The organism is Brevibacillus parabrevis, assembly GCF_022701015.1.
In the GTDB taxonomy this organism is placed as follows: domain Bacteria; phylum Bacillota; class Bacilli; order Brevibacillales; family Brevibacillaceae; genus Brevibacillus; species Brevibacillus parabrevis.
Window position 1 is genome coordinate 5,135,016 of sequence record NZ_CP064090.1, and the last position, 25,225, is coordinate 5,160,240.

General features: G+C 55.0%; 11 protein-coding genes. 1 reads left to right on the plus strand and 10 read right to left on the minus strand.

The window, feature by feature from the left end:
* Positions 1-13: 13 nt before the first annotated feature.
* The 3 genes from IRJ17_RS23690 to IRJ17_RS23700 all read right to left on the minus strand — a co-directional run bounded on the left by IRJ17_RS23690 (position 14) and on the right by IRJ17_RS23700 (position 16,185).
* Positions 14-5,377, minus strand: coding sequence for an RHS repeat-associated core domain-containing protein (locus tag IRJ17_RS23690; RefSeq protein WP_242772062.1), 5,364 nt, complete (start codon positions 5,375-5,377; stop codon positions 14-16).
* A 138-nt stretch (positions 5,378-5,515) separates the two neighbouring features.
* Positions 5,516-6,505, minus strand: a complete 990-nt coding sequence (locus tag IRJ17_RS23695) for an RCC1 domain-containing protein (protein WP_242772064.1) — start codon at positions 6,503-6,505, stop codon at positions 5,516-5,518.
* Positions 6,502-16,185: an Ig-like domain-containing protein gene (locus IRJ17_RS23700; protein ID WP_242772066.1), complete on the minus strand. Its 9,684-nt coding sequence runs from the start codon at positions 16,183-16,185 to the stop codon at positions 6,502-6,504. The genes IRJ17_RS23695 and IRJ17_RS23700 overlap by 4 nt, the downstream gene beginning before the upstream one ends.
* Positions 16,186-16,519: 334 nt before the next feature.
* On the opposite strand from IRJ17_RS23700, the gene IRJ17_RS23705 reads away from it, so the two are divergent.
* The gene (locus IRJ17_RS23705) at positions 16,520-16,897 is read left to right on the plus strand and encodes a DUF3899 domain-containing protein (protein ID WP_242772068.1); all 378 of its coding nucleotides are present in this window, start codon (positions 16,520-16,522) and stop codon (positions 16,895-16,897) included.
* Here IRJ17_RS23705 and IRJ17_RS23710 read toward each other — a convergent pair.
* From IRJ17_RS23710 to IRJ17_RS23740, 7 genes are all read right to left on the minus strand, one after another.
* Positions 16,875-17,549 (minus strand): hypothetical protein, encoded by a 675-nt coding sequence (locus IRJ17_RS23710; RefSeq protein ID WP_242775321.1) that lies wholly within the window; start codon positions 17,547-17,549, stop codon positions 16,875-16,877. The two genes, IRJ17_RS23705 and IRJ17_RS23710, sit on opposite strands and share 23 nt — an antisense overlap.
* 235 nt (positions 17,550-17,784) lie before the next feature.
* On the minus strand, positions 17,785-18,735 hold the full coding sequence (locus tag IRJ17_RS23715) for an ABC transporter ATP-binding protein (RefSeq protein ID WP_122963238.1): 951 nt from the start codon (positions 18,733-18,735) through the stop codon (positions 17,785-17,787).
* Positions 18,732-19,760: an ABC transporter ATP-binding protein gene (locus IRJ17_RS23720; RefSeq protein WP_122963237.1), complete on the minus strand. Its 1,029-nt coding sequence runs from the start codon at positions 19,758-19,760 to the stop codon at positions 18,732-18,734. Before IRJ17_RS23720 ends, IRJ17_RS23715 begins: the two co-directional genes overlap by 4 nt.
* Positions 19,761-19,777: 17 nt before the next feature.
* Entirely contained in the window at positions 19,778-20,713 is a 936-nt protein-coding gene (locus tag IRJ17_RS23725) for an ABC transporter permease (protein WP_167470244.1), read from the minus strand.
* Positions 20,714-20,722: 9 nt separating this feature from the next.
* A complete protein-coding gene (locus tag IRJ17_RS23730) occupies positions 20,723-21,655 on the minus strand; it encodes an ABC transporter permease (protein WP_063227133.1) in 933 nt (310 codons plus the stop codon).
* A 15-nt stretch (positions 21,656-21,670) separates the two neighbouring features.
* Positions 21,671-23,107, minus strand: a complete 1,437-nt coding sequence (gene pepV / locus IRJ17_RS23735) for a dipeptidase PepV (protein WP_242772070.1) — start codon at positions 23,105-23,107, stop codon at positions 21,671-21,673.
* Complete coding sequence (locus IRJ17_RS23740; protein WP_173596267.1) at positions 23,104-25,179, minus strand: sigma-54 interaction domain-containing protein; 2,076 nt, start codon at positions 25,177-25,179, stop codon at positions 23,104-23,106. The genes pepV and IRJ17_RS23740 overlap by 4 nt, the downstream gene beginning before the upstream one ends.
* Positions 25,180-25,225 lie beyond the last annotated feature (46 nt).

Here is a 25,225-nt window from a genome sequence, read left to right on the forward strand (position 1 = left end):
GTTCATCCTCCAATTAAGTCATGTTAGCCTTATCCCAATAGCTGCCGATATAATAAAAATTATCATAATGGTCAGTAGTAATCCACATCTCACCATCATTGGAGTATAACAATCTTGTACCAGGCTGATTATTCCTCCCCATTGTGTTTACAAGCCCTACATCAGCTTCGTACCAAACCCTGCCATTTACCATAGGTAATATAAATTTACCACCGTCGACGTTATCAAATATATCTCCACCTATTTGAGCATTTGGAATATCTTTTACCCAACTTCCTACCGCCTTCCCTGCCTTCCATCCATAGGCCTCCGCTTGGGCTTTCGTAATATAGTTCGATGGTAGTTTTCCCGTATCTCTGAGACTTTCAATCAAGGGAGTTGCGTCCTGCCAAGTTTTTAGTATTTCCCTATATTTTGCAATCTGGTTAATATTTTTTGCATTTTTTAACCATGCTGCACCTCCATCAGGACCAATTGCTGACATAAATACTGTTCCTAATGCAACCATAACAGTTCCTTCGGAGAACTGTTTATTAGATGTAACAATCGTAAGTGCCTGATCAAGAGTCATATTTTTGGTGCTTTGGTATAAATAATGTAAACGAGATTCGCCATCTCTCCCGCAGTTATGTGCCCCTTGACATTGAGCATGTCCACTCGGATCAATGTACTTTATTGGATTATTACTCACATACGTATACCGATTCAAACTCAGCGGATTCTCCACTTGCCCCTTATACGTATCCTCCGAAATAAACCTCCCCATCTTCGGATCATAGTACCGCGCCCGCAAGTAGTAAAACCCGCTCTCCTTGTCGTACATCTCCCCCCCATACGTAAACGGGTTGGGCATCGTTTCCTTGACTTTTTCCGCAATCAGGTTACCCCAGATGTCATATTCATACGTATTTAGGGCATTTCCGCTTGGCCCCTTGATCTTCACGACATCGCCGTGGCTATTGTAGTAGTAAGTGCCTTCCTGGTTCGTCGTGTAGTCTTTGCGCCAGATCAGTTGGTTGCCGAAGACGTTGCGGGCTTTGACGCGGCCGTCTTGGGTTAGTTCCTCAATCACTTGTCCGTTCAGGTACACGTAGTGGGTGGTGTCGGTTACGGCTCCGGTTTGCTGTTTGGTGGCACGCAGGCCGCCCGGGTAGTACGTGTAGGTCGTGGTTCCTTTGTCGTCCTTGTATTCGGTCAGGCGGTTGAACAGGTCGTGTTTCAGTTCGTACGAGCGCGTCGAGTCTGCTGGTGCGTTGGCGTAGGCTTGGCGGTTGCCGCGGCGGTCGTAGGCGTATTGACGGGTGTTGCCCTGGATGGTTTCTTCCTTGATCCGGGACAGCTTGTCGTAGGCGAATGTGCCGTAGGTGGCTCCTCCGCGCTTTTGACTCGTGATGTTGCCAAACAGGTCGTAGCCGTTCGTTTCGCTCCAGCCGTCCGCATGATTGATCCCGGTAATTTCGGCAAAGGAGCTCATCGTTTTCTGCATCGCGTTCGGTTGGCCGGGGTACGAAACGGTGTTGGTTTCGCCGCTGCTCTTGATGTCGTACGTGTAGGTCGTGGTGCCGACGCTTGGGATGGTCACGCTGCTCAGGCGGTCGGCGCTGTCGTAGCTGTAATCGACCCGCATGGAAGGGGCCGAGCCGGATACCGCGCTGCGCGACGGGTAAATCAGCGCGTCGATGGCATCGTCCTGATCGGTGTGTACGAGCTGGTAGTCTTTTCCCATCATCGTTTGGTTGTTCAGGCGGCGGAACTCGTCGTAGCTGTAGCGGACGGTTTGGCCGTAGTTGTTGGTTTCCGTCAAAAGCGAGCCAGCGAGCGGATCGTAGGTGCGTTCTTCGTAGAAGCCATTGCCAGCAGATACTTTCGTCATTTCGTAAAACGGCGAGTATTGGTAATTGAACAGGACGCCGTTTTTGTCCTGGAAGGTTTTGACCGAGCCGTTTTTGTCGTAGGTGTACTGCTCGGCTTTGGTTTCCGGGTTCTTTTCCGATAGTTTCCAAGACAGCGTGTTATACGTGTACACGGCGGAGGTCGTGCCATTTTCGACGACGGTGACGAGGTTGCCGAGTCCGTCGTAGCCGTATTCGTTGACGTTGTTCTCCGGGTCGCGCAGGTAGACGAGTTGGCCGTTGGCATCGTAGCGCAAGGTCCAGCGTTGGGAGGTGCTGCCGTCGGTTACTTCTTTGTCCGTGACTTTTCCGAAACGGTCTGTCTGGATATTCGTGACACGGCGCTTTCCGTCTTGTTGTGTCGTTTCCTCGGTGCTCTCTACCCGGCCGTACAAATCGCGGTAGGTCGTGACGATGTAGCCGTTTGGTGCCACCGTTTGTTCGGTCAGGCGCGGCAAGTAGCTGCTGCCGTCGCGGTAGGCGTTGTTGCGATGGGAGCGGGTCGTTCCGAGAGCGTTCGTCGTTTGGTAGACAAAGCCGTCCCAATCGTAAGCATAAGAGGTGCTCTTGGCCTGGTTTCCGTAGGGAATCGTGCGGCTGACCTGCAAACCGTCTGGCGTAAACTCGTTTTCCACGAGCGGGCGCGTGCCGTCGTTTTTCCCCTTTTGCTCCTGATAGGCAATATCGCCATACGGAGTGTAGTACGTAATAACCCGCGACGAGTCTGGCAAGGTTCGTTCGACCACCCCTGGCCCTGCTGTCTTGGTGCCCGTGGCATCGCCATCGCGGTACGTGTACGAAATCGTGCGCGTTGATCCCTGGTTCCGATAGCTCTCGGAAAGGAGGCGGCCCAGCGTGTCGTAGTCGTAGGTGACTTTGCCCCCGTCCGGGTACGTTTGGCTTTTGACCTGACTTTGCTCATCGATGTCCAACGAGAAGGTCAGGACGTCGGTTTTGCCGCTTTCCAGCTCCACTCCAGCCACCGTGATTTGCGTTGGCTGCAAGCCGTAGGCGTCGTAGGCGGGAAACGTTTGCGTTCTCGTCTTGCCGCCGAAGTTTTCCGTGACCGAGTAAAGCTGTTTGTTCGTGTATTCGTAGGTGCGCTCTGTCGTCTGGCTTTTGTACCCCGCCAGATTCGCTGGATACGAGTGGATCTCGGTTTCTTTTCGCAGCAAATACTGATCGTTGTACTCGTAGGACAAGTTGGAATAATACGGATCGCCGGAAGCGGCGGTGGCTTGCGTCCGCGTCGCCTTCAGCAAGGAAAAGGTGCGGAATCTCCCTTGGCTTTCCAGATCGTACGTCCATGTCGTCAAGATGCCGTCTGGCGCCAGTTGTTTGACCAGGTGTCCGTACTCGTTGTATTCGTAGTACGTCTCTTGCGCGTAGTTGTTGAGTTTGGCGGCGTACGCGGCGCGCTTGGACAGAACGGGTTCTTTTAAATAGGACGAAAACACATCCGGGTCGGACACGGAGACGGGTTCCAGAAATACGTACTGGTAGGTCGGCTTCGTTTGGCGGCCGGAATAGGCATAGGTGGTATACGTTGTCGGGTTGTACGATACGGCATATTTCGCCCCGGCAATCGACGTTCCTCCCTGGCTGATTCCGGTCGTCTTCGCGCTTCGCAGCAGCGGCGTTCCGTCTGCGTTGATGCGGTAAAACAACGAGCGGGTGTAGCGGGACGGCTCCGTTTCCGTGACCTGGAACGTATCGCCATGCCGATCGGCCATGTTTTTCAGCCGGGGCAGCTGCTCTTTCGGCATTTTCCATATTTCGTAAAAGGTGTCGTTGTCGGCATAGCTTTTTTCCAAACGGTACGTGTTCGTGCCTTTTGGCGTTTGCAGAGCGTAGCTGTACGTGACCTTGTTCACCGGGTGATAGGAGACGTAGCTGAGGGCGTAACGGTCTTGGAACATGCGCACCAGTCCGTCTTTGATCGACGTCTGGTCGAGTGTGTATGGCCGATATTCATACTGAATCGACAGTCCTTGCAGCGGGTAGCTGGCCTCCTGCATGAGCAAATAGTCGAGTTCCTTCCGCGTCTTTTTGTCTTCGGCCCAATATTTGGGCGACTCCTGGAGCGCTTGATCCGTCGCGACCTTGTCCAACGTGTACTTTTTGTTCAGGTTGAAATAGGCCATTCCTTTGGTGCGCGGGTTATGGTACGAGTAGCGGGCGGTGGTGTAGGCGCCGTTTCCTTTGCCGCCTGGCGGGAGCACCTCTACACGAGTGAGCTGGGTGTAGATGGCCAAGCCCGATTTTTGTTCCAAATGGTAGCGGATGTGCTTGAGCACCGTCGTCTCCGATTTGTCCTTGTAGACGATCAGGTCTTGGGTCCGGTCGTTGACGCCCCTTCTTTTCAGGACCACATACCGCCCGACGCTGTCCTCGATGGAGATGAGCTCGCCGTCACTACTGACCGTGTACGTGATTTTATCGCCGTAGATGTTCGATTTGACGATCGTCCCTCTCAGCAAATCAAACTCGTAAATCCAGTTGCGGAAGGACAAGGTGTAGTTGCTGTTCAGTCGCTCCACGGAGAAGCTGGCATCTTTGTACGGGTAATTGACAAACTGGTTGTAGTGGTATTCGAGCGACGTTCCGTCTTCGAGCGTAATAAAATAACGGTTGCCCGCCGGCAGATCATAGATTCGGGTGGTGTAGATTTCTTGCCCCGGGTTGCGGGAATCGTCGCTCACGGAGGCGGAGTGCTCGCGGGAGACGATCTCCAATTTCGGCACGTTGAAGTCCCAGCCGGTCGCAAATCGTTCCGGAGAGGAATGGGCTTCGTTGCCTGTCTCGGTTTCGTTCCAGCCGGGCACGCTGATTTTGCTGCCCAGAGAATGGTAGCGGCGTTGCAGGACCACGTCCAGGCCATGTTTGCCTTGCAGGTACACATCTTGCTCGACCAGATTGGCCGCCCGGTACACGTCGTCTACCGATGATTCGGTCTTGGAGCGGGCGAAGTGAAACTCTTGCTCTTTTTCCGTGTACTGCGTAGGCGGCAGCGGCGTCGCTGCCTGGATGTCCATCGTTTCTGCGAGCTTGTGGATTTCCGCCATTTTCGCCGGGATAAGCGGTGTGAGCTTCTGGAGCAACTGCTGTTGGTCCGGCGTCACCGATTGATAACGGGAAAGAAGGTCCGTGTCGGTGAAGGCTTTGGCTTGCGCGCGCTCTTCTTCGGTGAGGAGCTGTTCCAGATCCGAGTAAAAATAGGCCGCGAATGTCAATAGCTCCCGGTCAAACGTGCGGTGGATTTTGCTGGCGGTGGAAGCATCCAGTTGTGTCCAGGGCAGCTTGGCGATATCCGCTTCAGTAAAGGTGGTCGGATCGCTTTTCGCGGGTTGTTGTTCGATCGGAACAAGCTGCTCGTCCGCGATGGACTGCTGGAGTTCGTTGGCCACAGCTTCCGGTGTGGATGCGGTGTTGGTAGTGTCCTGCGATTCCTGTGGGAGCGGCTCTTGGGACGGTTCGTTGGCCAAGGCTGCTCCTGGTGGGAGCAGGGTGATGCATAGGGCCAGGCAGAGAAGGTAGATGAGTGCTTTTATGGAAAGGTGTTTCATAGGGCCTCCATCATGGGTAGTAGTCCCCCCTTGGTGAGAAGGGGGGATTGGTGTTGGTTAGGGGAACCATGTAATCGGAATTGGTTTGTAACTAGGGGTAGTTGTGCCGTTGCCAAGTTGCCCGTTCTCATTAGCTCCCCAGCCTAGAACGGTTCCATCGTTCGTCAACGCAAAAACGTGTGCTGCAAAAGTTCCCGTAAAAATCTTCTTGATGGAAGTCAGTTCTGGAATGAGGACAGGTTTTGTCTGCTCGTCTGTTGTTCCATTTCCCAGTTGACCGGAAGCATTGGCTCCCCAGACAAAAACCCGGCCCTCCAAATCAATAGCGTAACTGCTCAAGGCATTTGTCTCGATCTCAGCAATTTGGGTAAGAGATTCAATTTTTTGTGGGGTGCCACTGGGGGTCAGGTTACCATGACCGAGCTGTCCAAAATCGTTGGCTCCCCATGAATACATGGTATTGTCACTTTTGAGAGCCAAACTGTGAGTGGCTCCTGCCTTAATACTCTTGATCTCGGCTAGACCTTCGACTTTCACTGGTGTTCGATTTTTTGTGAAATTGCCCATATTGACTCCCCACATGAAGACCGTTCCATCGCGTGTCAATGCCAGTGCATACACCTCGCCAGCCGCAATCGCCGTCACATTGGACAAACCAGCTATTTGTGCAGGTACTACTTTAGGCTGTTTGTTAGCATCGCCCAATTGACCGTCCCGATTAAAGCCCCATCCCCAAACCGTTCCATCGTTTTTTAAAGCCAGGCTGAAATTGGCTCCGGCAGCAATGCCTACCATGTCAGTGAGTCCAGCTACTTGAACCGGGGTCGTTTTGGCGATCTTCGTTCCATCGCCCAATTGTCCATCATCGTTTAGGCCCCAAGACCACACGGTTCCATCCTCTTTTAAAAGGAGGGTGTGGTACTTCCCGGCCGCACTTGATTTGACCTTACTGTCGGCATGAGCCCTTTCTTCCAGTAAGCCAAATACGGTCAGTACAATGATGAAAGAGCACATTATTTTTCGGATGCTGTGGTTATTCCAGATCATTTTGTTACCCTCCCAGGTTCCTGACCGATGATTTTAATCGGGCTATTCCGATTTTGCATGGTTCCATCTCCCAACTGCCCACTCTCGTTTTGTCCGGTCGCCCAGAAGCTTCCGTCATCTGTCATGATCAGCGTGTAATTCATTCCTGCCGAGATGTACTGAACACTTCTTGGAATCCCTTTGACTTGCACAGGAATGGTCAGTTGTTGATCGTAATAACGAATGACAACGCTCGCTTTCCCTCCCATTTCGCCGGATGTCATGACTCCATGCTGGTCGACTTGGAGAATCTCTGGCTGGCTGCTTTCATATACGACTTGATCGGTAACATCTTGCGCATGGCCATTTGCATACGTGGCTGTCACCTTTAATGGCTTACTCTCGTACGCATTCATTTCTACGAGATTCGCCGTTGTCTCCAGTTGTGTAACGACGACATCCACCATAACCGGAACAGGTGTCGTCTGATTTTGCATCGTTCCATTCCCTAGCTGCCCGTGCTCATTTTGTCCGGTTGCCCAAAGGCTTCCATCCGCTCGCAAAATCTGTGTATATGCCATTCCGGCAGACAAACTTTGCAATTGGACGCCAGGGTCACTCACTTTCACCGCCACGCTCCGCTGCTTGCCGGAAAATGCTGCGGTAAGCGTCGCCGTTCCTGCTTTTTTAGCTGTCAGCAAACCGCCCGTACTTACCGATGCGATGGACGGGTCATCGACAGTGTACTGGGCCTTGTCGGTAATGTCGGACTCTGTTCCATCTGCGTGTACAGCCTTGACTGCGAGCTGCTTCGTCGCATGTTCCAGCAAGGTAATGGCTTCCGGAACGATCTTGATGTCCACTACCGCGTTCTCCGCCGTGACGACAACGGGTACGTTGACGCTCACGCCTTCATACGTCACAGTGAGACTCGTACTTCCGGCCTTGACAGCGGTGACGAGTCCGTCAGGCTGGACGGTTGCTGTGGCTGGATCTTGCGACAAGTACGTAACTTGCTTGGATACGTCTGCCGTTTTGCCGTCTTGGTAGGTGGCCGTTACTTGCAAGGTTTGCGTTTTGCCTACCAGAAGATCCAGTTTGACAGGCGTGACGGTCAGACTCTGCACCGGCTCCTGAGCTTCTGTGACCTGTACAGGCACCGAGACGGTTTTGCCGCCAAACGTAATCGTAATCGTCGTGGAGCCTACTGCCACTCCCGTAATCAATCCAGTCGCTGAAACCGTGGCAATCGCGGGTTGGGCGATTTGGTAGGTGGCTTGGCTGGTCACATCGGTCACCTTGTTATCGCTATACGTTGCTTTGACTTCCAGTTGCTGAGTTGCACCCTTTTTCACGCTGACGGACTCCGGACGAACCGAGATGGTCTGCAAGGTGACGACATTTCCTGTCACCGTGACGGGAACGGAAAGGGTCTTCGCTCCGTAGGTGACCTGGATGGTTGTCGTTCCGGCGGCAGTTGCCACCACGCCTCCCATGCCATCGACCGAGGCAATCGCAGGGTTGCCGCTGGTGTATTGGGCTTTGGCCGAAACGTTTTCCTCGACTCCGTTGGGATACTGCGCGTAGATGCTCAGTTGTCCCTTGTTTCCGGCTGCCAGCGAAAGCTGCGCGGGACTGGCTTTCAGCCCCAGCAAGTAAGCTCCCTGCACCGTTACTTGAGCAGAAGCGCTTTTGCCGTTATAGGAAGCCGTAATCGTCGCGGTTCCTGGGGCGATCCCGGTCACGACGCCCTGGCTACTCACCTGGGCCACGGATGGGCTGGAGGAAGAAAAGCTGGCGACGCTGTTGATGTCTTTGCTGCTGCCATCGGTGTAGTAGGCGGTGGCGTACACGCGCTGGATTTGTCCTTCTGCCAGGGTCGTTTGCGCCGGGCTCAGGCTGATGGACGACAAAGAGATCGCCGGAGCGCTTACGGTAATCGTGAGTGTCTTCGTTTGTCCGCCATAGTACAGCCGTGCCTGGGTGGTCCCGCCGTTGACGGCGTAGACGCGCCCGTTGCTGATGTACGCCACGGATGGATTTTCCACGATGACCGTCACTTGTGAGGTGACGTCCACCTGACTGCCATTTTCCAGCGTTGCGGTTACCTGGATGGACGCCGAGCCGCCGGAGGACACATCCACTTTGTCCGAACCGAGCTTTAATGCGATTGCCTTTGGCTGAGGCGAAACGGCTTGCTTGACGCTTTTGAGCAAGTTTCCGTTCTCATCGTGGGTGAAAGTGACGCTGTTGGCGCCGTTTTCCTTGATCGCCGTGATCCGGTTGTTGGCATCGTAGACGTATTCATACAGCGTGCCTCCTGCCAGTGGAGCAAAGACGGTAAACGACAGGCTAAGCGCAGTGGTGTCGTTGTTGGTCAGCCGGACGGTGTAGCTGCCGGATGCCAGCTCGTACACGGCCTCGGCCTCGCTTGGCTTTTGCTTCGGACTGACGAGCGTGCCGTTGGACAGCACAGCGACCGTCGGGTATTTGTTGCTTGGATTTTTCAGCTGGACCACGGTGCGGTAGGTTCCAGGAATCAGCGCATTCATGGACAGCTCGACCGATTGCCCGGCCGGAATCGTGAGTTCCTTGGCCTGGTTGAACACAATCGCTTCTCCGCTCGCCTTGGCCAGGAGCGTCGCGTACAAGGAGCTGCGGGACTGGACGGACAGATAGTACGTTTTGCCTGCGACCAGCGCCGCGCTGACACTCCCGTTTTCACCGGAAGCGATTTGGTCCGGCGTTTGCAGAGACGCGCTGCGGAACACCGCGATTTTCCCTGCGGCGAGGGAACTGGAATCGTTGGTCAACGTAAACTGGTACGTGCCGCTCGTTTTGGCGGTGAGCTTGAAATATTTCGCCTGCTCCGCCGGGTAGTACATACGAATCGGGCTGTTTTCCTGCAACAACGTGAAGTTTTCCTCCGCAGGCAGCGTCTCCACGGAAATCGAAGCCGGGTAGCTGCTGATTCCGGATGGGCTGTAGGCCCACAGCATGATCGTATAGGCGCGGCCTGGCTGGAGGCCGGAGAACGTGTAGCTGGTGACGTTCCCTACATCTCGCGCCAGAGGATGGTTATCCAAGCGGATCTGGTAGGTGCTGGCTCCGGGGCTCGGGTTCCAGTACACCGTGATGGCGTTCTTGGTCGGCTCGGTCTTGACAATGACCGGCGCTCCCGGTTTCCGTTCGACGACCAGGACTCCGCTGTAAGAAGCGGCTCGACCGCTTGCGCTGCGTACCTCCGTATTCGTATACGTACCTTCACCCAGCTCCTGGCCCAGCCAGCTCATACTCCAATAACCAGCTGAACCAGTCGTGGTCGTCGTTTTCCTGGCATACGTCGCCGGATAAATCGTTCCTGTGAGCGTGTCTCCTGCCTGCAAGCGGCTGTACGTGCCGTCCAGGGTAAAGGTTTCCTTCAAGTCGATAATGCGCTTCTCTGTAGGGGTGTAGACTGCCAGCTCTGGGAGGTGATCCACCAGACGAGCCGAGTAGACTTGCGGCTCCGACCAGGCTCCGCGGTTATCTTGGGCCTGTGCGGTCCAATAGATGGTCCGAAACAGCATGTCTTTGGTGATGGGAAATTGGTAGCGACCTGTGAATTTTCGCCCTTGATCCACCTCATAAATACCCTCCATCGTCTCTCTTACCTCATTTCCACCCGGTGTCCAGCCAATCCGAATTTTCCGTGCTACCAGTTTGTCCGTAGCATCCTTATCCGCAATCGTGAAGCTGATTTGTCCGGTCTTCCCTCCGTAAATGACGATGAGTTCCGTGCTTTCCAAAACCGGAGCTTGGTTGCCGTTCAGGATTTTGAAAAACCGTTTGACGGTGGTGCCGCTGACGTATGCGGGCACGTTGCTGCTCAAAATAGTGCGCAGCCGCGCTTCCACGTTGGCGCTTTTGGAAATGGTGGAAGTATTCAACTCATAGGAGCGGGTATTCGCCGACAGTTTTTCCTTAACGGTGGAAGTGACATGACCCGCCTCGGAAATGTAAATCGTCAATTCTTGGCCCGTTATTTTGTCCAAGTAGGAGCCATAGCTTGTCGAGTAATCCCAAGTGAGGATCACCCGTTCTCCCAAGTTAATCTCCGCGTTATTGGCTGGACTATTCCATGTGGCCCCGACATCGATCGGGTCTTTTTCCTTGGCCTGCGCGCGCATATCCAGGGTGAAGTCCACCTGCTGCACGGGAGACAGGCCTTGCTTCTGATCGGTGGCCCAGACTTTCAGGGAGTATACGTCGTCTGGCTTCAGGTCTTGCACCGGAGCATGGTGCAAAAAGGCGGAGGCGTTTTCTGACGCCAAGAACGAAGCGATCTGGTGCACTTCCCCTTCGTCGATTTGATACCAGAGGCTGACGCGATCCCCCAGATTCGGGTCCATGACCCAACCGGAAAGGGGGATCACATCCTGTCCGTTCACCTGATCGATGACTTTTCCCGTAACGGGGGTGGTGACGTACACACGCGGCGCGGCATGATCCGGGATGTTCGTGGAGAGATAGTCAATCTCCGGGGTCCATTTGAATGAATCCCCCACCTCGGTTTCTTTGGCCTGCGCCTGGAAATACAGCTTGTCTCCTGCCTCAACTTCCAGCTCTTGCGCTAGCTCCACCCCAATCTGATCGTTGAACGCAATGGACTGCCAGCCTGCCGACGGCCAGATTTGGGTATCGTTTTTCAAAAGGCGGAGGTTAACGCCGTCTCCTTCGCTTCCTTCGAGCATGGACGCCCAGCCGCCGACGTGAATCTTCCCGGAACGCGGCGCTTCCCAGCGAATGACCGGATCGGAGCCGCCGATGTGCATCCACGTATTCCCGATGATCGTCTCGCCTTGCGGGCTTTTCCACTGCTCGCTTTCCTGGTTCCACATAAGCTCGGTGTAGCGCTCTTCCTTGGCCTCCAAATAGGACCAGTTGTGTTTGCCCTGTTCCTTGGAAAATTGCAGCCAGTAGCGATTTTCTTCGGTGATCGCCTCGACAATCGTGACGGTTCTCTCCAGGTTGGTTTGTTTTCCGTCTTTTTCGGTAACCCGAACGGTCAGCTTGTGCGTTCCCTTTGGCTGCTCCTCTGCACGCAGCCCGTAGGAAAAGCCTGGCTTCGCGCCTTGGCTGCCCGGGTACGTGCGCAGCACATCGGGGCGCTCGGTGCCGTACAACGCCTCGCCCAAAACGGTTTCGTCCAGCAGCACCTCGATTTTGTCCAACTCGCCCTCGGGGAGGAACCAACCCGTGACGAGGTAGTTTCCGCTGATGACTTCGTTGTCTGACGGCGTGTCGATTTCTCCACCGTGGCTCGGTCCGTCTCCTTGGACCTGCACCGGATACGTCTGCACGATTCCGGCATACGATACGCGCAGATGCGTGTTTCCTGGCATCAGGCCCGTGATCAAGCCTGTCGACGCCTCGATTTTGGTGAGGGCCGGGTTCTCAAACGCGTACGTCGCTTCGGCGGTGACGTCTTTTGTGCTGTTGTCACGATGGGTGGCGGTCAGTTGGAAGGTCACGGTCTTGTCTTTTTCCAGCGCGATCGAGGTGAGATTGGCGGTCAGTTTGGCAACGGGACCAATGACCACGTCTCTTTCCAGCACAAGGCTTTCCTGTCCCGTCTGATTCGTGGCGCGGATGGTCAGCTTGTGCGTGCCTTCGGCGAACGGAAGCGTGTCCCATTGGTAGCGGAACCCGGCGTTTGCCTGGCGGTAATGCGGATACAGCGCCGCAATATCCGGGCGAGGTTCGCCGTATTCGGCGGTGCCCACAGCTTGTCCATCCACGAGTACCTCGACTTTGGCGATGCCAGACGGGTCGAGCAGCCAGCCTTGGACGGTGGTCACGCCACCGATGACAGCGCGGTCAAATGGCAGCTCTAATTGCCCTTTTGGCTGCGTGGACCCGGCTTCTGTCTCCGTCACGGTGATCGGGATGGTAACAGATTGCCCGCCGTAGCTTGCGACTACGTTGGTCTGGCCGACTTGCAGCCCCGTTACCACACCGAGAGGGCTGATGTGGATGATTTCGGCTTTTTCTGCCGTGTACTGTGCTTCTCCTGTGATCTCTTTGGTCGTTTGCTCCGTCAGTAGCGCGGAGATGGTCAGCTTTTTGCTGGAATCTTTCGGCAAGGTGACGGTTGGCTCTTGTGGCTGCAAACGAAGGATCGGGGGTTGTTTCCCGATGACAAAACGTTTTTCTGGCAACGGATGCGACTTGCCTTCTCCGTCGATGGCCACCACGGCAACGGTATGCTCCCCGGCTGACAGGTCGGATCCCTCCAGCGTCAGGCTGAAACCGGCGTGGCTGTTCGCATAATCCGGGTGCAGCAAGGCGATATCCGGGCGAGCGATGCCTGCTTTTGCTTCGCCTTTCTTCGTTCCGTCTACGAGAACGTCGTAACGCGTAATAGGAGTCGCTGCTAAAAACCATCCGGCGATCGTGCTTGTGCCCTCGATGACAGCTCCCTGGACGGGCGTCTCGATTTCGCCCATTGCGGACAGTGGTCCGGCTTCCGTAACGGTGATGGGGATAAGGAGGCTCTGCTGTCCGTAGGTAATGGTCAAGTTTGCCGTGCCAGGTGTAATGGCGGTGACGAGGCCATCTGTGTTTACTTTCGCTACTAACGCATTATCCACTATATAGCGAGCTAACTTGGTGACGTCATGCTCACTCTGATCTTCCAAGATCGCCTTGATCACGAGTAGATGCGTTTTTCCCTCTGCGAGGCTCAGTTCAGTGCGGTCTGCCCGCAAGCTTTTCGCTGGCAAAAGCGGAACGACGTGGATCTTTCTTTCCCCAAGCATCGTCTGCGTCCCGTCTTGGCCCGTTCCGCGTACGGAAAGCGTATGCGTTCCTTCCTGGAGCTTGCTTGTATCGAGATCGAATTGATAGCCGATATCGTGATTCGGCGAGGAAACATCTGTGATCTCTACTTCTGGACGTGGTATGCCGTAGGCGGCTTCTCCTTGGAGGGCACCGTCTACCAGCACTTCTACCTTGGCGACTCCGCCCGAGTGGAAATACCAGCCCGTAATCGGGTACACGCCGCTAATGGTCGCGTTGTCTGGTGGGGTATCGATGCCGCCTTGGATCAAGCCTGCCGCTTCCCGCACCGTTACGGGAACGGTCAGCACATGTTCCTGGTAGTGGACGGTGATGGTCGTTTGTCCGGCTTCTAATCCCGTAACCATTCCGCTTGGCGAAATACTGGCCACATGCGGATGTTCTGCGGTATAGGTCGCTCCTGCGGTCACGTCTTTTGTCCCTTGATCGGAAAGGACAGCCGAAATGCGTAGCTGTTGCGTTTTCCCGCGAGCCACCTCTACTTTTTCAGGCGCAGCCGAGATGCTTGTCGTTGGCTGTTCTTGTTCAACTAGGATAGCTCGCTCCGCCAGCACATGTTCCGTGCCGTCGTTGCTGACAGCCGTTACTTTCAATACATGCGCTCCTTCTTGCCCAGCGCTTGTCTGGAAATGGAACTGAAAACCTGCCGCCGGATTGCGGTAGTCCGGGTAAGCTGTTTCGATGTCGCGACGGACAATCCCGTACTGCGCATCCCCCAGCCGCGTTCCGTCCAGTTGCACCTCGATTTTCGCCACTCCGGCCGGGTCCAAGTACCAGCCTTCCACCAGCACTTGACCCGCTACGGTGGCGTTGTTTGCTGGGTGCTCCACTTCCCCGCGCGCAGGGAGCGGTGTTTCTTCCTTGACTTGAACCTGTACCGGGATGACCAGCGTCTTGGCTTCGTAGGTGACGGTAAGGTTTGTGCTGCCAACTCCAACCGCTTGCACGACTCCCGTCTCGCTCACGGTAGCGACTCCCGGGTCAGAGGAAACATAGGTCGCCTGCTGCGTCACGTCTTGGACCGATCGATCCTCCAAAATGACGGATATCTTCAACGGGTGGCTGTCGCCCGGAGCCAGCTCCAGCTTCTGGACATCCGCCTGCAAGCCCTCCGGCAACGGCGTTTCCCCGACATAAAAGGCTCGGCCCGCGATGGTCGTTTTCTCGCCAGCCGTATTCTCAATCACAACGGCCAGTGTATGCGCTCCGCTCGCTAGTGTTTGCGTGTCCAGTTGGAACGTAAACCCGGCGTTTGGATTGCCATACGCCGGATATTTCGCCGCGATATCCGGCCGTGGCTGACCGTACTGCGCTTCTCCTGCGTCAGCCCCATCCACTTGGATGCGAATGCTCGCCACTCCCGCAGGATCGAGATACCACCCTTTTCCATTCAACAGGCCGCTCGTCCATTCGCCATTTTCCGGACTATCCAGCCCTGCCAGTGGACGCAGCGGTTCCGGCGGGGTCACCGTAACGGAAATCTCGAAGTGATGTCCTTCCAACTCTCCGGTTACTTTGGTTTCGCCCGGACCGACAGCACTCACAAGTCCTGCTGCACTTACCTTGGCAATGGCCTCATCCTGCACGGCATAGCTGACCCGCTTGGTCACGTCTTGCTCCGAACCATCTGTGCGCTTGGCTGTGACTTTGAGCGGATGGCTTTCCCCTTGTGCCAGCTTGAGTTCTGAAACAGAAGGCAAAAGCGCTGCGATTTCCGCAGAACTTTCCCCTTGACCCAGCGCCTTTTCCAGATGGACGAGCCCTTTGCCGTAAAAACGGGACTCGCCCAGCGGCGTAGCGCTTTTCGTCAACAGATCGCGCAGCTCAGCGCTAGAAATGTTTCCTTTCGCCGACCAAATCACGGCCGCCGCCCCCGCTACGTGCGGAGCAGCGAGCGAAGTGCCTGATCTCGTCTGAAAATCGCCACCAGGCGCGGTACTGCGGATATCCACCCCTGGCGCCATGAGGTCCAGCTCTTTTCCGACACTGGAAAAATCGGCGCGCTGGTCTTCCCGGTCAACCGCGCCGACCGAAATCGTTTCCGCATACTGGGCTGGAAACAGCTCGGTTTCTTCGCCCAAGCCCCGGTTGCCCGCCGCCGCAATGACCAGAATGCCGTGCTCGTTCGCCCGTTTGATCTGGTCGTGCAAGGCGCGGCTGTTTACATAACCGCCCGCGCTGATCGAGAGGATGTTCATCCGGTTTTGAATCGCCCATTCGATCCCCTGGATCATGCTGGAGTAGGTCCCGTGGCCTTTTTTGTCCAACACTTTAATCGCGTACAATTCCGCTTCCGGCGCGACGCCGACGATACCAAAATCGTTGTCCCGAGCGGCAATGACTCCCGCTACAGCCGTACCGTGGCCGTGCTGGTCGCCAAAATCGTCCTCTCCTTCGATGTAGGACACACCGCCCTTGATCTCCAAGTCTGGATGAGCGGAAATTCCCGTATCCAGCACCCCGATTTTGATGCGTTGCCCTTTGTACTGCTGACTGTGCGCAGCGGCGGCACCGATATGCTCGACGCCCCACGGCACTTGCTGACTTTGACCTGGCGGGAGATTCGCTTCCGCCAGCTCGGTTTCGCTGTCTTCTTCGATGTAGGCGACATTTTCGTCTTCCAGCATCGCCTGTTTTTCGCTTTCGGTCAGTTCGGCGACCACGATTTGTCCGGTGAGTGGCTCCACCGATGACCGCTGAATCGCTCGGACCTTGGCGCGTTCCTGTTTTTTGAAGCCGATCAGGTACGTCTTGCTGTCCGCACTCGCCGCCGCATGCGCGGGAACGAGCTGCAAAAGCAGGAGCGACACCAGGAGGAACGCTTGGAACATACTGAATAAACGGATGAAGGCCTGGTTCATTCACGTGACTCCTTATCTGGATTGATTTGTTGGTTGCGGCTGTGTCATTTGCCCAATGAAAATGGTACCTCTCCCTCCTGTCAACAGTTTGCAAAGGTATGAAATTCACAGCAAAAATAGTAAAATATTCCTGTTGCATTCAGGCGAATTATATTAAATTTCAAAACATGGTTCAACAGGAATTTACTTGAAATTTGCATTTTCGACACCATTGGCAATTTTTCAACATTTGCGGTAAAGTCAAATGAACAGGATTTTCTCTGAAAATGTCGATTTGCACCTACTGCCGGCTTGGCTGGCAAAAGACTGACTCGAAAAAGGACGTGCTTCTACTGTGAACAATTGGTTTGCCATCATCCTGGTCCTAGCAATCACCTGTAGCCTCGTACTCGGGGTGACCTCCGAGACGCTTGCCTTGCTGCCTTATATCAATCAGAGCTTTCTGCTCGGGCTGATTTTGCTGATGGTCGGCTGTGCTGCCGTCGTTACCCGTTCCGGCTTCTTCACCGTTTTCATGCGCGGCTTCAAGCAGCTCAAAGGCTTCTTTTTTCGCAAGCCGCGCATGATGGAGAACGATCTCGTGCAAGGAGACGATCCCGTTTTTGCGCAAAAAAAACAATCCGTCATCAAGGTGGCGACTTCCCTCTTTCTCGCCTCCGGGACCGGATTGATTGTGTTTTCGCTGGTGCTTACTTGTTTCTACTATTTATAAGCAACGATTTGCCGATGGCCAGGAATACATCGGATTCATAGATCGTCGGCAGCTGCTCTTGCGGCGAAATACTGTCAAAGCGTTCGCCTGCCGGCTTCAGCCAGGGAAAGCCTTCTGCTCCCTTCGCTTTGTAAAGCTGCTCGGGTGAATTGGGAATCAAGATGTGCTTGTCGCCTTCTTCCTCATAACTGCTATTCAAAAAGAGCAGGTACTCCCCTTGCTCCAGCTGTTGATACTCGGGGGCGACGAGACTGGCCATCTCGTGGATATCCCCTGGGGCGTACCCAATGATCCGGTAAACCTCAACCGTATCCCCAGCCTTGATATTTTGCTCGGTCTGGTTGTCGTACAGCTTTTCTACCTCGACGTCGTACACATGAAAAACGAGCTCGGCCAATTGCTCTTGTCTCGGTTCCTTGGAAATCTTTCCTTTGAGGATTACATTGGAAAAATCGACCAACTCGCTGGTGGAGTTGTACACTTTTGACAATGAATAACCGGAAGAATCCGCCAAAGATGCTTCCTGCCTTTTTATAAAAGCGAGTGTCAAGCCAAGCCCAACAGCCAGTAATACTAGAATGGCAGTCATCGTTCTCTTTTTCACCGTCGCACGCCCTTTCCGAACAACCTCTCCCCACAATCTCGCAAACACCTCATCCAAACCTCAACTCCTAATATATGTAAAAACACAACTGCTTGTAAATGACGAGACATCGCGGAAGGAAGGCTTGGACATTCACGGATTGCAAGGGATTGACCAAGGGATTAGGCAAAGGATCGCGCCAGAACCGGGCAGACTCGAACATCGCTCCTTTATCTATCACCTGCCGCCACCCGCCATCTAACGCAAAAAGACGCCTGGAAAAAGGCGTCTTTTGTTTCCGTACCTATGCTTCTAGCAAATGACAGGCGACCCAGTGTCCTCGCTCTGCCTCCAGCCACTTCGGCTCTTCTTCGGCGCAGCGCGCAGTGGCGAGCGGGCAGCGCGTCCGGAAGCCGCAGCCGCTTGGCTTGTTCGCCGGGCTTGGCAAATCGCCCTGAAGCACGATTCGCTCGCGCTTGACAGTCGGGTCGGGAACAGGCACAGACGAGAGCAGTGCCTGCGTATACGGATGCAACGGACGGGCGTACAAATCATTGCTGGCAGCCAGCTCGACCATTTTGCCCAAGTACATCACGCCGATGCGATTGGAAATGTGTTTGACCATGGACAAGTCGTGGGCGATGAACAAATACGTAAGACCGCGATCGTGCTGCAAATCTTCCAGCAGATTGACGACCTGCGCCTGAATCGAGACGTCCAGAGCGGAAATCGGCTCGTCGGCAATGATGAATTGCGGTTCGACAGCGAGGGCGCGGGCGATGCCGATCCGTTGGCGCTGGCCTCCGCTGAACTCGTGCGGGAACCGCTGGGCGTGGTCTTTATGCAGACCGACCAGTTGCAACAGCTCGGCGACCCGCTCCCGGCGCGATCCTCTGCTGAGTCCGTGAATGTCCAAACCTTCCGCGATGATGTCCTCTACCGTCATGCGCGGATTGAGGCTGGCCTGCGGGTCCTGGAAAATCATCTGGACATCCCGATTGAACTGGCCCACTTCTTTTCCGCGCAACTGGTGGACGTTCTTCCCTTTGAACAGCACCTCGCCAGCCGTATTCTCATACAGCCGGATAATCGTGCGGCCCAGCGTGGATTTGCCGCAGCCGCTCTCGCCTACCAGTCCAAGCGTCTCGCCTTTTTGAATCGTAAAAGTCACCCCGTCCACGGCTTTCAGATCAAAACCGGGACCCATGGAGAAATGCTTTTTCAAATCGCGTACATCAACCAACGCTTCTGTCATACTCCCTGCCTCCCTGCTGCAACCAATTCATCGATGCGCGGCGCTCTTGGATCGTGCAGCCAGCAAGCCGCCTCGTGGCCCGCTCCGAAGTCGTTTTTGGCTGGCATTTGCTGATCGCATATTTCCATGGCAAAATCACAACGCGCCGCAAACGGGCAGCCTTTTGGCGGTTGGAACAAGTCCGGCGGCGTGCCGTCGATCGGTACGAGCCGCTGCTTCTCGCCCTCATCGAGACGAGGCAGCGAGCGCATCAATCCCCACGTGTACGGATGGCGCGGGTTGGCAAACACATCCTCGACCGTTCCTGTCTCGACAACCATGCCTGCATACATGACGACCATCCGATGGGCGATTTCCGCCACGACACCGAGGTCGTGCGTAATGATGACAACCGAAAGCTCCTGCTCTGCTTGCAGCCGCTTCAGCAAATCGAGAATTTGCGCCTGAATCGTTACGTCCAAAGCTGTCGTCGGCTCATCGGCGATCACGAGCCGCGGCTGGCAGGCAAGGGCAATCGCGATGACGACGCGCTGGCGCATCCCGCCGCTGAACTGGTGGGGGTATTGATCGATCCGCTTTTCCGGGTCTGGTATGCCGACCAGCCGGAGCATCTCGATGGCACGCTGGCGCGCCTCTTCACGCGTCACTTTTTGACTGCGCACAAATCCTTCTACGATTTGCGTTCCGACCTTCATCGTCGGGTTGAGCGCGGTCATCGGGTCCTGGAACACCATCCCGATCTGCGTTCCGCGAATGCCGAGCAGCTCCTTTTTGGAAAGCCCGCTGATGTCCTGCCCGTCAAACACGATCTTTCCCCCGACGATTTTGCCAGGCGGGTTGGGGATCAGCCCCATGATCGCCTGCGCGGTGACGCTTTTGCCGCAGCCGCTCTCCCCTACAATCGCGACCGTCTCGCCCTTGTCCACGTGAAAGGAGACGCCGCGCACCGCTTGCACTTCGCCACCGTAGGTCTTGAAGTTGACACGCAGCTCGTCGATTGCTAACAAATGCTGATTTTTCGTCATTTTCTCCCTCTCCCCCATCAGTCGCGCAGGCGCGGGTCAAGCGCATCCTGCAAACCGTCTCCAAATACGTTAAAAGCGAACATCGTCAGCGAGATCATGAGCGCCGGGAAAAACAGCCGCCACCAGTCTCCGGTCAAAATAACGCCAAGAGCGTCGTTCGTCATCGTTCCCCAGCTCGCCACAGGCGCTTGCACGCCGAGTCCGAGAAAGCTCAGGAACGACTCGGCAAAAATCGCGGACGGAATCGTAAACGTCAAATTGACAATAATGACGCCGAATGTATTCGGGATCAGATGTTTGAGCAAAATCCGGTTGAATTTGGCTCCCAGCACTTGCGCAGCCAAAATGAACTCCTGGTTTTTCAACTGCAAAATTTGTCCGCGCACCAGCCGCGCCATGCCGACCCAGCCCGTAGCGGACAGCGCAATAATAATCGTCAATATGCCCGGCTCCATGACGACCATCAGCAAGATCACGACCAGCAAGTACGGCAAGCCGTACAACACTTCAATCACGCGCATGATAATCGTATCGATCCGATCCCCCCGCTTGCCGCGCCCTGCCATGTAGCCAGCGATGCCGCCGACAGTTACGCCGATCACCAGGTCGATGAGCGCCGCCACCACCCCGATGGTCAACGAGATTCTCGCGCCGTACCACGTTCTGGCAAACATGTCCCGGCCAAGCTCGTCAGTTCCAAACCAGTGCTCGGACGACACTTCCTGATTTTTCGTCAACAAGCTCTGATCCGAGTAACTGTAAGGCACGAGGTTCGGTCCGATAATCGCCATCGCGACCAGTGCCGTGATGATGAACAAACCGAGCATCGCCAGCTTGTTTTTTGCCAACTTGCGAATCACTTGCTGCCCATTGCTCAGGCTCGGCCGGGAAATGACGTTGGCCTGCCCTTTTTTGGACAGCGGCTGAAATAACGGGTCTACTCTATGTTCCATCGCCACAGGCTATCTCTCCTTGTTGGTCAGCTTGATTCTCGGGTCGATCAGCGTATACGCGATATCGATCAGGAAAATGGTCACGATCAAAATGGCGCTGTAAAAAATCGTCGTACCCAAAATAACCGGATAATCACGGTTGAAAATACCGTCCACGAAGTATTTGCCGATGCCGGGAATCGCGAAAATTTTCTCGACGACAAACGTTCCCGTGATCAGCGAGGCGATCAATGGACCGAGAAACGTCACGACAGGCAAAATCGCGTTGCGAATGCCGTGGCGCAACACGACCAAAAACATCGGAATGCCTTTTGCCTCGGCCGTGCGAATGTAGTTTTGATTCATCACTTCAATCATGCTGGCCCGCATATACCGCGTGATGATGGCGACCGGACCGAAGGCGAGAGCGAGTGACGGCAGCACCGTGTGCATCCATGTGCCCCACGTTGCCACCGGAAAAATCGACACCTTGATCGCAAAAAAGTTGATCAGCAACGGAGCCATAATGAAGCTCGGAATCGCTACCCCGAGAACGGCCAGCGCCATCGCGACATAGTCCAGCCATTTATTGCGGTTGAGCGCTGCCACGATACCAAAGGTGATCCCGAACACCAGGGCGATCGCAATTGCTTGCGCCCCCAGCCAGGCGGACGCGCCGAAGCCGTCGGAAATCATGTCGTTGACGCCGCGCGAGTCTGATTTGATGGACGGGCCGAGGTCGAGCAGCAATAAATTTTTCAAGTAGAGCACGTACTGGACGGGCAGCGGTTGATCGAGGTTGTACTTGGCCCGCAAGTTGTTCAAAATTTGCTCCGGCAGCTGATCCGACTCGGAGGCGAACGGATTTCCCGGAATGGCATGCATCAAGGAAAAAGTCAGCGTCACGATGATCCACAGCGTGACGATCATCATCAAAACGCGTTTCACCAGGTAGTTTGACATGAAGTTCCTCCTCGTTTATTTGGCCAGCTCGTAGATGGCGTGGGCGTAAATCGCCATCGCCCGCAGCAGGTCGTCGATTTCCACATATTCGTCCACCAGGTGCGCCGTCGATTCCTTGCCTGGAAAAAGCGGCCCGTAAGCGACTCCGTACGGCATGATTTTGGCGTAGGTCGCACCGCCGGATGACAGCAGGGCAGTCGGCTCGCCCGTATGCTCCTCGTACACCTTGGACAACGTCTGAATGACAGAATGATCGGCCGGAACGTAATGCGACTTCGACGTGCGCAGACTGGCGATTGTCCAGCCCAGCTCCGCCACGCGCGCCCTCAGCTTTTCCACGTACTCCTCACAGGAAATCGTCGCAGGATAGCGGATGTTCAGCCGAACGCTTCCCCCGTCCGTTTCGCTGTAGCGCAAAATTCCCGCATTGACTGTCAGCTTGCCGGATACTTCGTCTTCGCAAGCCAGATGAAGCTCGTGCCCGTAATAATCTTCGTGAATAATATCTGACAAGAGCGAAAGAAACGAAGATGCGGAACCTTCAAACGATTGCTCCCGCAAGAAACAGGCAAGCATCGTTCCCGCATTCACGCCCTCGTGTGGAGCCATTCCGTGTGCGGGCTTGCCTGCCAGGGTGAATGTCAGCTTGTCTGAATCGACTTGCTCGATCCGCCCGCTCGTTCCCATTGCCTGCAAAAAGGCATCCCACTCGGCAGCGAGCTGCGCGAAGTCGAACTTCGCTTTCGCTTGTGCGCCCAGCTCGACAACCGCTTCCGCCTTGTCCGGCACACTGTTGCCCTGATCGCCGGAAACAAAGGAAAGCAACGTCCAGCCCCGGTCCGCGTCCGCACTCCGCTGTGTCGGAGCGATCGTCAGCGTCGGGTTGATCTGGCCTTTTTCCGCATGAATCATCGGAAAAGCCGAATCTGGCGAAAAGCCGACAGGCGGCACCCGGTCATGCTCGGCAAAATGCTTCATGCACAGCCAGCCGCTCTCTTCATCAGTTCCGATGATCAAACGCACCTTTTTGGAGAGAGCAAGCCCGGAGTCTCTCACCAGCCTGAGCGCATAGTAAGCAGCAAGAGCCGGTCCCTTGTCGTCGAGCGCTCCTCTGGCATACATGCGCCCATCGCGAATCGTCGGCTCAAAAGGAGGCGTCGTCCAGCCTTCTCCGACCGTCACGACGTCGATGTGGACGAGCACCCCGATCTCTTCTTCGCCGTCGCCATACTCAATCGTTCCTGCGTAGCCGTCGAGGTTTTTCGTCGCAAACCCGTCCTGCTGTCCGCGCTCAAGCATCGCTTCCAGTGCGGCCGCGACACCTTGTCCGAACGGCTTGCCCTCTGTCGCAGTCGTCATGTCCTCGATACTGTTAATGGAAAGAAACGCCACCAGCTCGTCCACGAACGCTTCTTTTTGCAGGAGAGCTTGCTTCTTCCAATATTCGCTCATCTGTGTCCACCTGCTTTCCTCTGCGCAAGGAATCTCAGAAACGCTTCTCCCTTCGCAGAAATATGACTTCCTTGTCTGCCTTTTCCCACATGGATCAGTTCATCTTGCTGCATCAGTTTCAAACGGTAACGCAGCTGCTGCGACGAAATCGCCACATCGCGCTCGCCAAGCTGTTCCATCAAGGAGTAGCGACCGCCGCTCCCGGCTCCAAGCTCCTGCAAAATCGCGAAGACCTCCTCCAAAAAGCCTCGCTTGACGTATTCGCTTGCGATCGACTCAAACCGTTCTTCCTGCCCGTCTGATACAAGCGGCATTTCCGGTGCCTCGTTCCAAAACGGCAACTGATACACGTACGCCTCTTCCTCTGCGACGTGCGCCAAATACTCGATGACGTTTTCCAGCTCGCGGATATTCCCCGGCCAATCGTAGTTCATCAGCGCCTTCATCGCCTCGCTGGTCAAGGTAAAAGGCGGACGCCGCAAATCGAGCGAGTATTTTTTCACGAATTGCTGCGCGAGCCACGGGATGTCCTCCCGGCGTTTGCGAAGTGGCGGCAGGTGAATCGGCAAGATGTTCAGCCGATAGTACAGATCAGCGCGAAAAGAGCCTTCTGTCACCATCTTTTGCAAATCCTGATTGGTGGCAGCGACCACGCGGATGTCCGTCGGAATGACCTTGTTGCCCCCTACCCGCATGATTTGCCGCTCCTGCAACACCCGGAGCAACCGATTTTGAATCGCGCCACTGGCGTCGCCAATCTCGTCGAGAAAAATCGTTCCTTTGTGGGCAAGCTCGAACCAGCCGATGTGGCCGCCTTTTCGCGCCCCTGTAAACGCCCCTTCCTCGTAACCAAAAAGCTCGCTCTCCAACAGCGATTCGGAGATAGCCGCGAAGTTGACGCCGACAAACGGCTCTCGCCTGCGCGGAGAGGCATTGTGGATAGCCTGGGCGAGCAATTCCTTCCCTGTTCCTGTCTCGCCTAACAAAAGCACCGTCGAATTGCTTCTGGCCATTTTCTTGGCAATCTGGATCACTTTTTGCACAGAAGGACTTTCTCCGTAGATATCATCAAAATGGTATTTGGCAACCAGCCCCTTGCTGTACAGGCGCATGCGGTAGTCGTGCTCCAGCTTTTCGATCTCCGCCGCCTTGCGGAACAACAGCAAGCTTCCGAGAAAGCTGCCCTCCATGACAATGTGCATCTTGCGGAAAAAGTAGGTTTTGTTCGCCCAATCTACCAAAACGTCCTCATTCTCTTCACACTGCCGGATCAACTCGTAAAAGTCCGGCGGAAGACAGTCGGCTGCACGCTCTCCGACCACTTGCCTGCCCTCCAGATGCAACGATTCGATTGCCTTTTGATTGACGAAGCGAATCCATTCCTTCTCATCAAACGCAATGATCGCATCCTCGATCCGGTTGACGATGGCTTCCAAGTATTTGCTCAAAAGGTGCGCGTGCTGAATCTCGTTGTTCAGCTCTTTCGTGACGTAAATCAACGATTGCATCGCTCTCGCCGTCACCTTTTGGAAATTTCCACTGCCAAAATGCGAGTAGATCGCCATCCAGGTCGATAAATCAATGACGCGGTAACCGATGTCGACTACTTTGCGAATGCCGGGCGGAACATGTTCAGGCTCGCCAGGCGTAACTGCAATTTCAATATCGGACGGATAGTCCGCTCCGGGATAGTACGGATACAACTCAAAATCCATGCCGGACGCCCGCAGCAAATCAACGTTTTCCTCTGCGGTTTCTTTGGTATCGCTTACCAAAAGCACTTTGACGCCTTTCGGAATCTCCAGCATGCCGCGCAAATTGTGATACGGCAGCATCCGCTTGGCGACGAGAATGCTCGCATCGCCAGGCAAATACGGCTCGACAAGCGAGACGATGCTTTTCGTGGACAAAACCACCAGCGCCCCCGGCGTAATCGGTCGAAACGGAAGCTGGTCCACTCGGATCGCTTCCACGTGAATGTCTTCAGATATCCCCAGTTCGTGGCATTGACTGACCACGGATTGCAAAAATTCGTCCATTCTCGCGATGAACGTAATTGTTTTTTTTGGCATGGACACTCGCTCCAGATGTAGTGTGAAGACAAGAGCACAAAGCTGC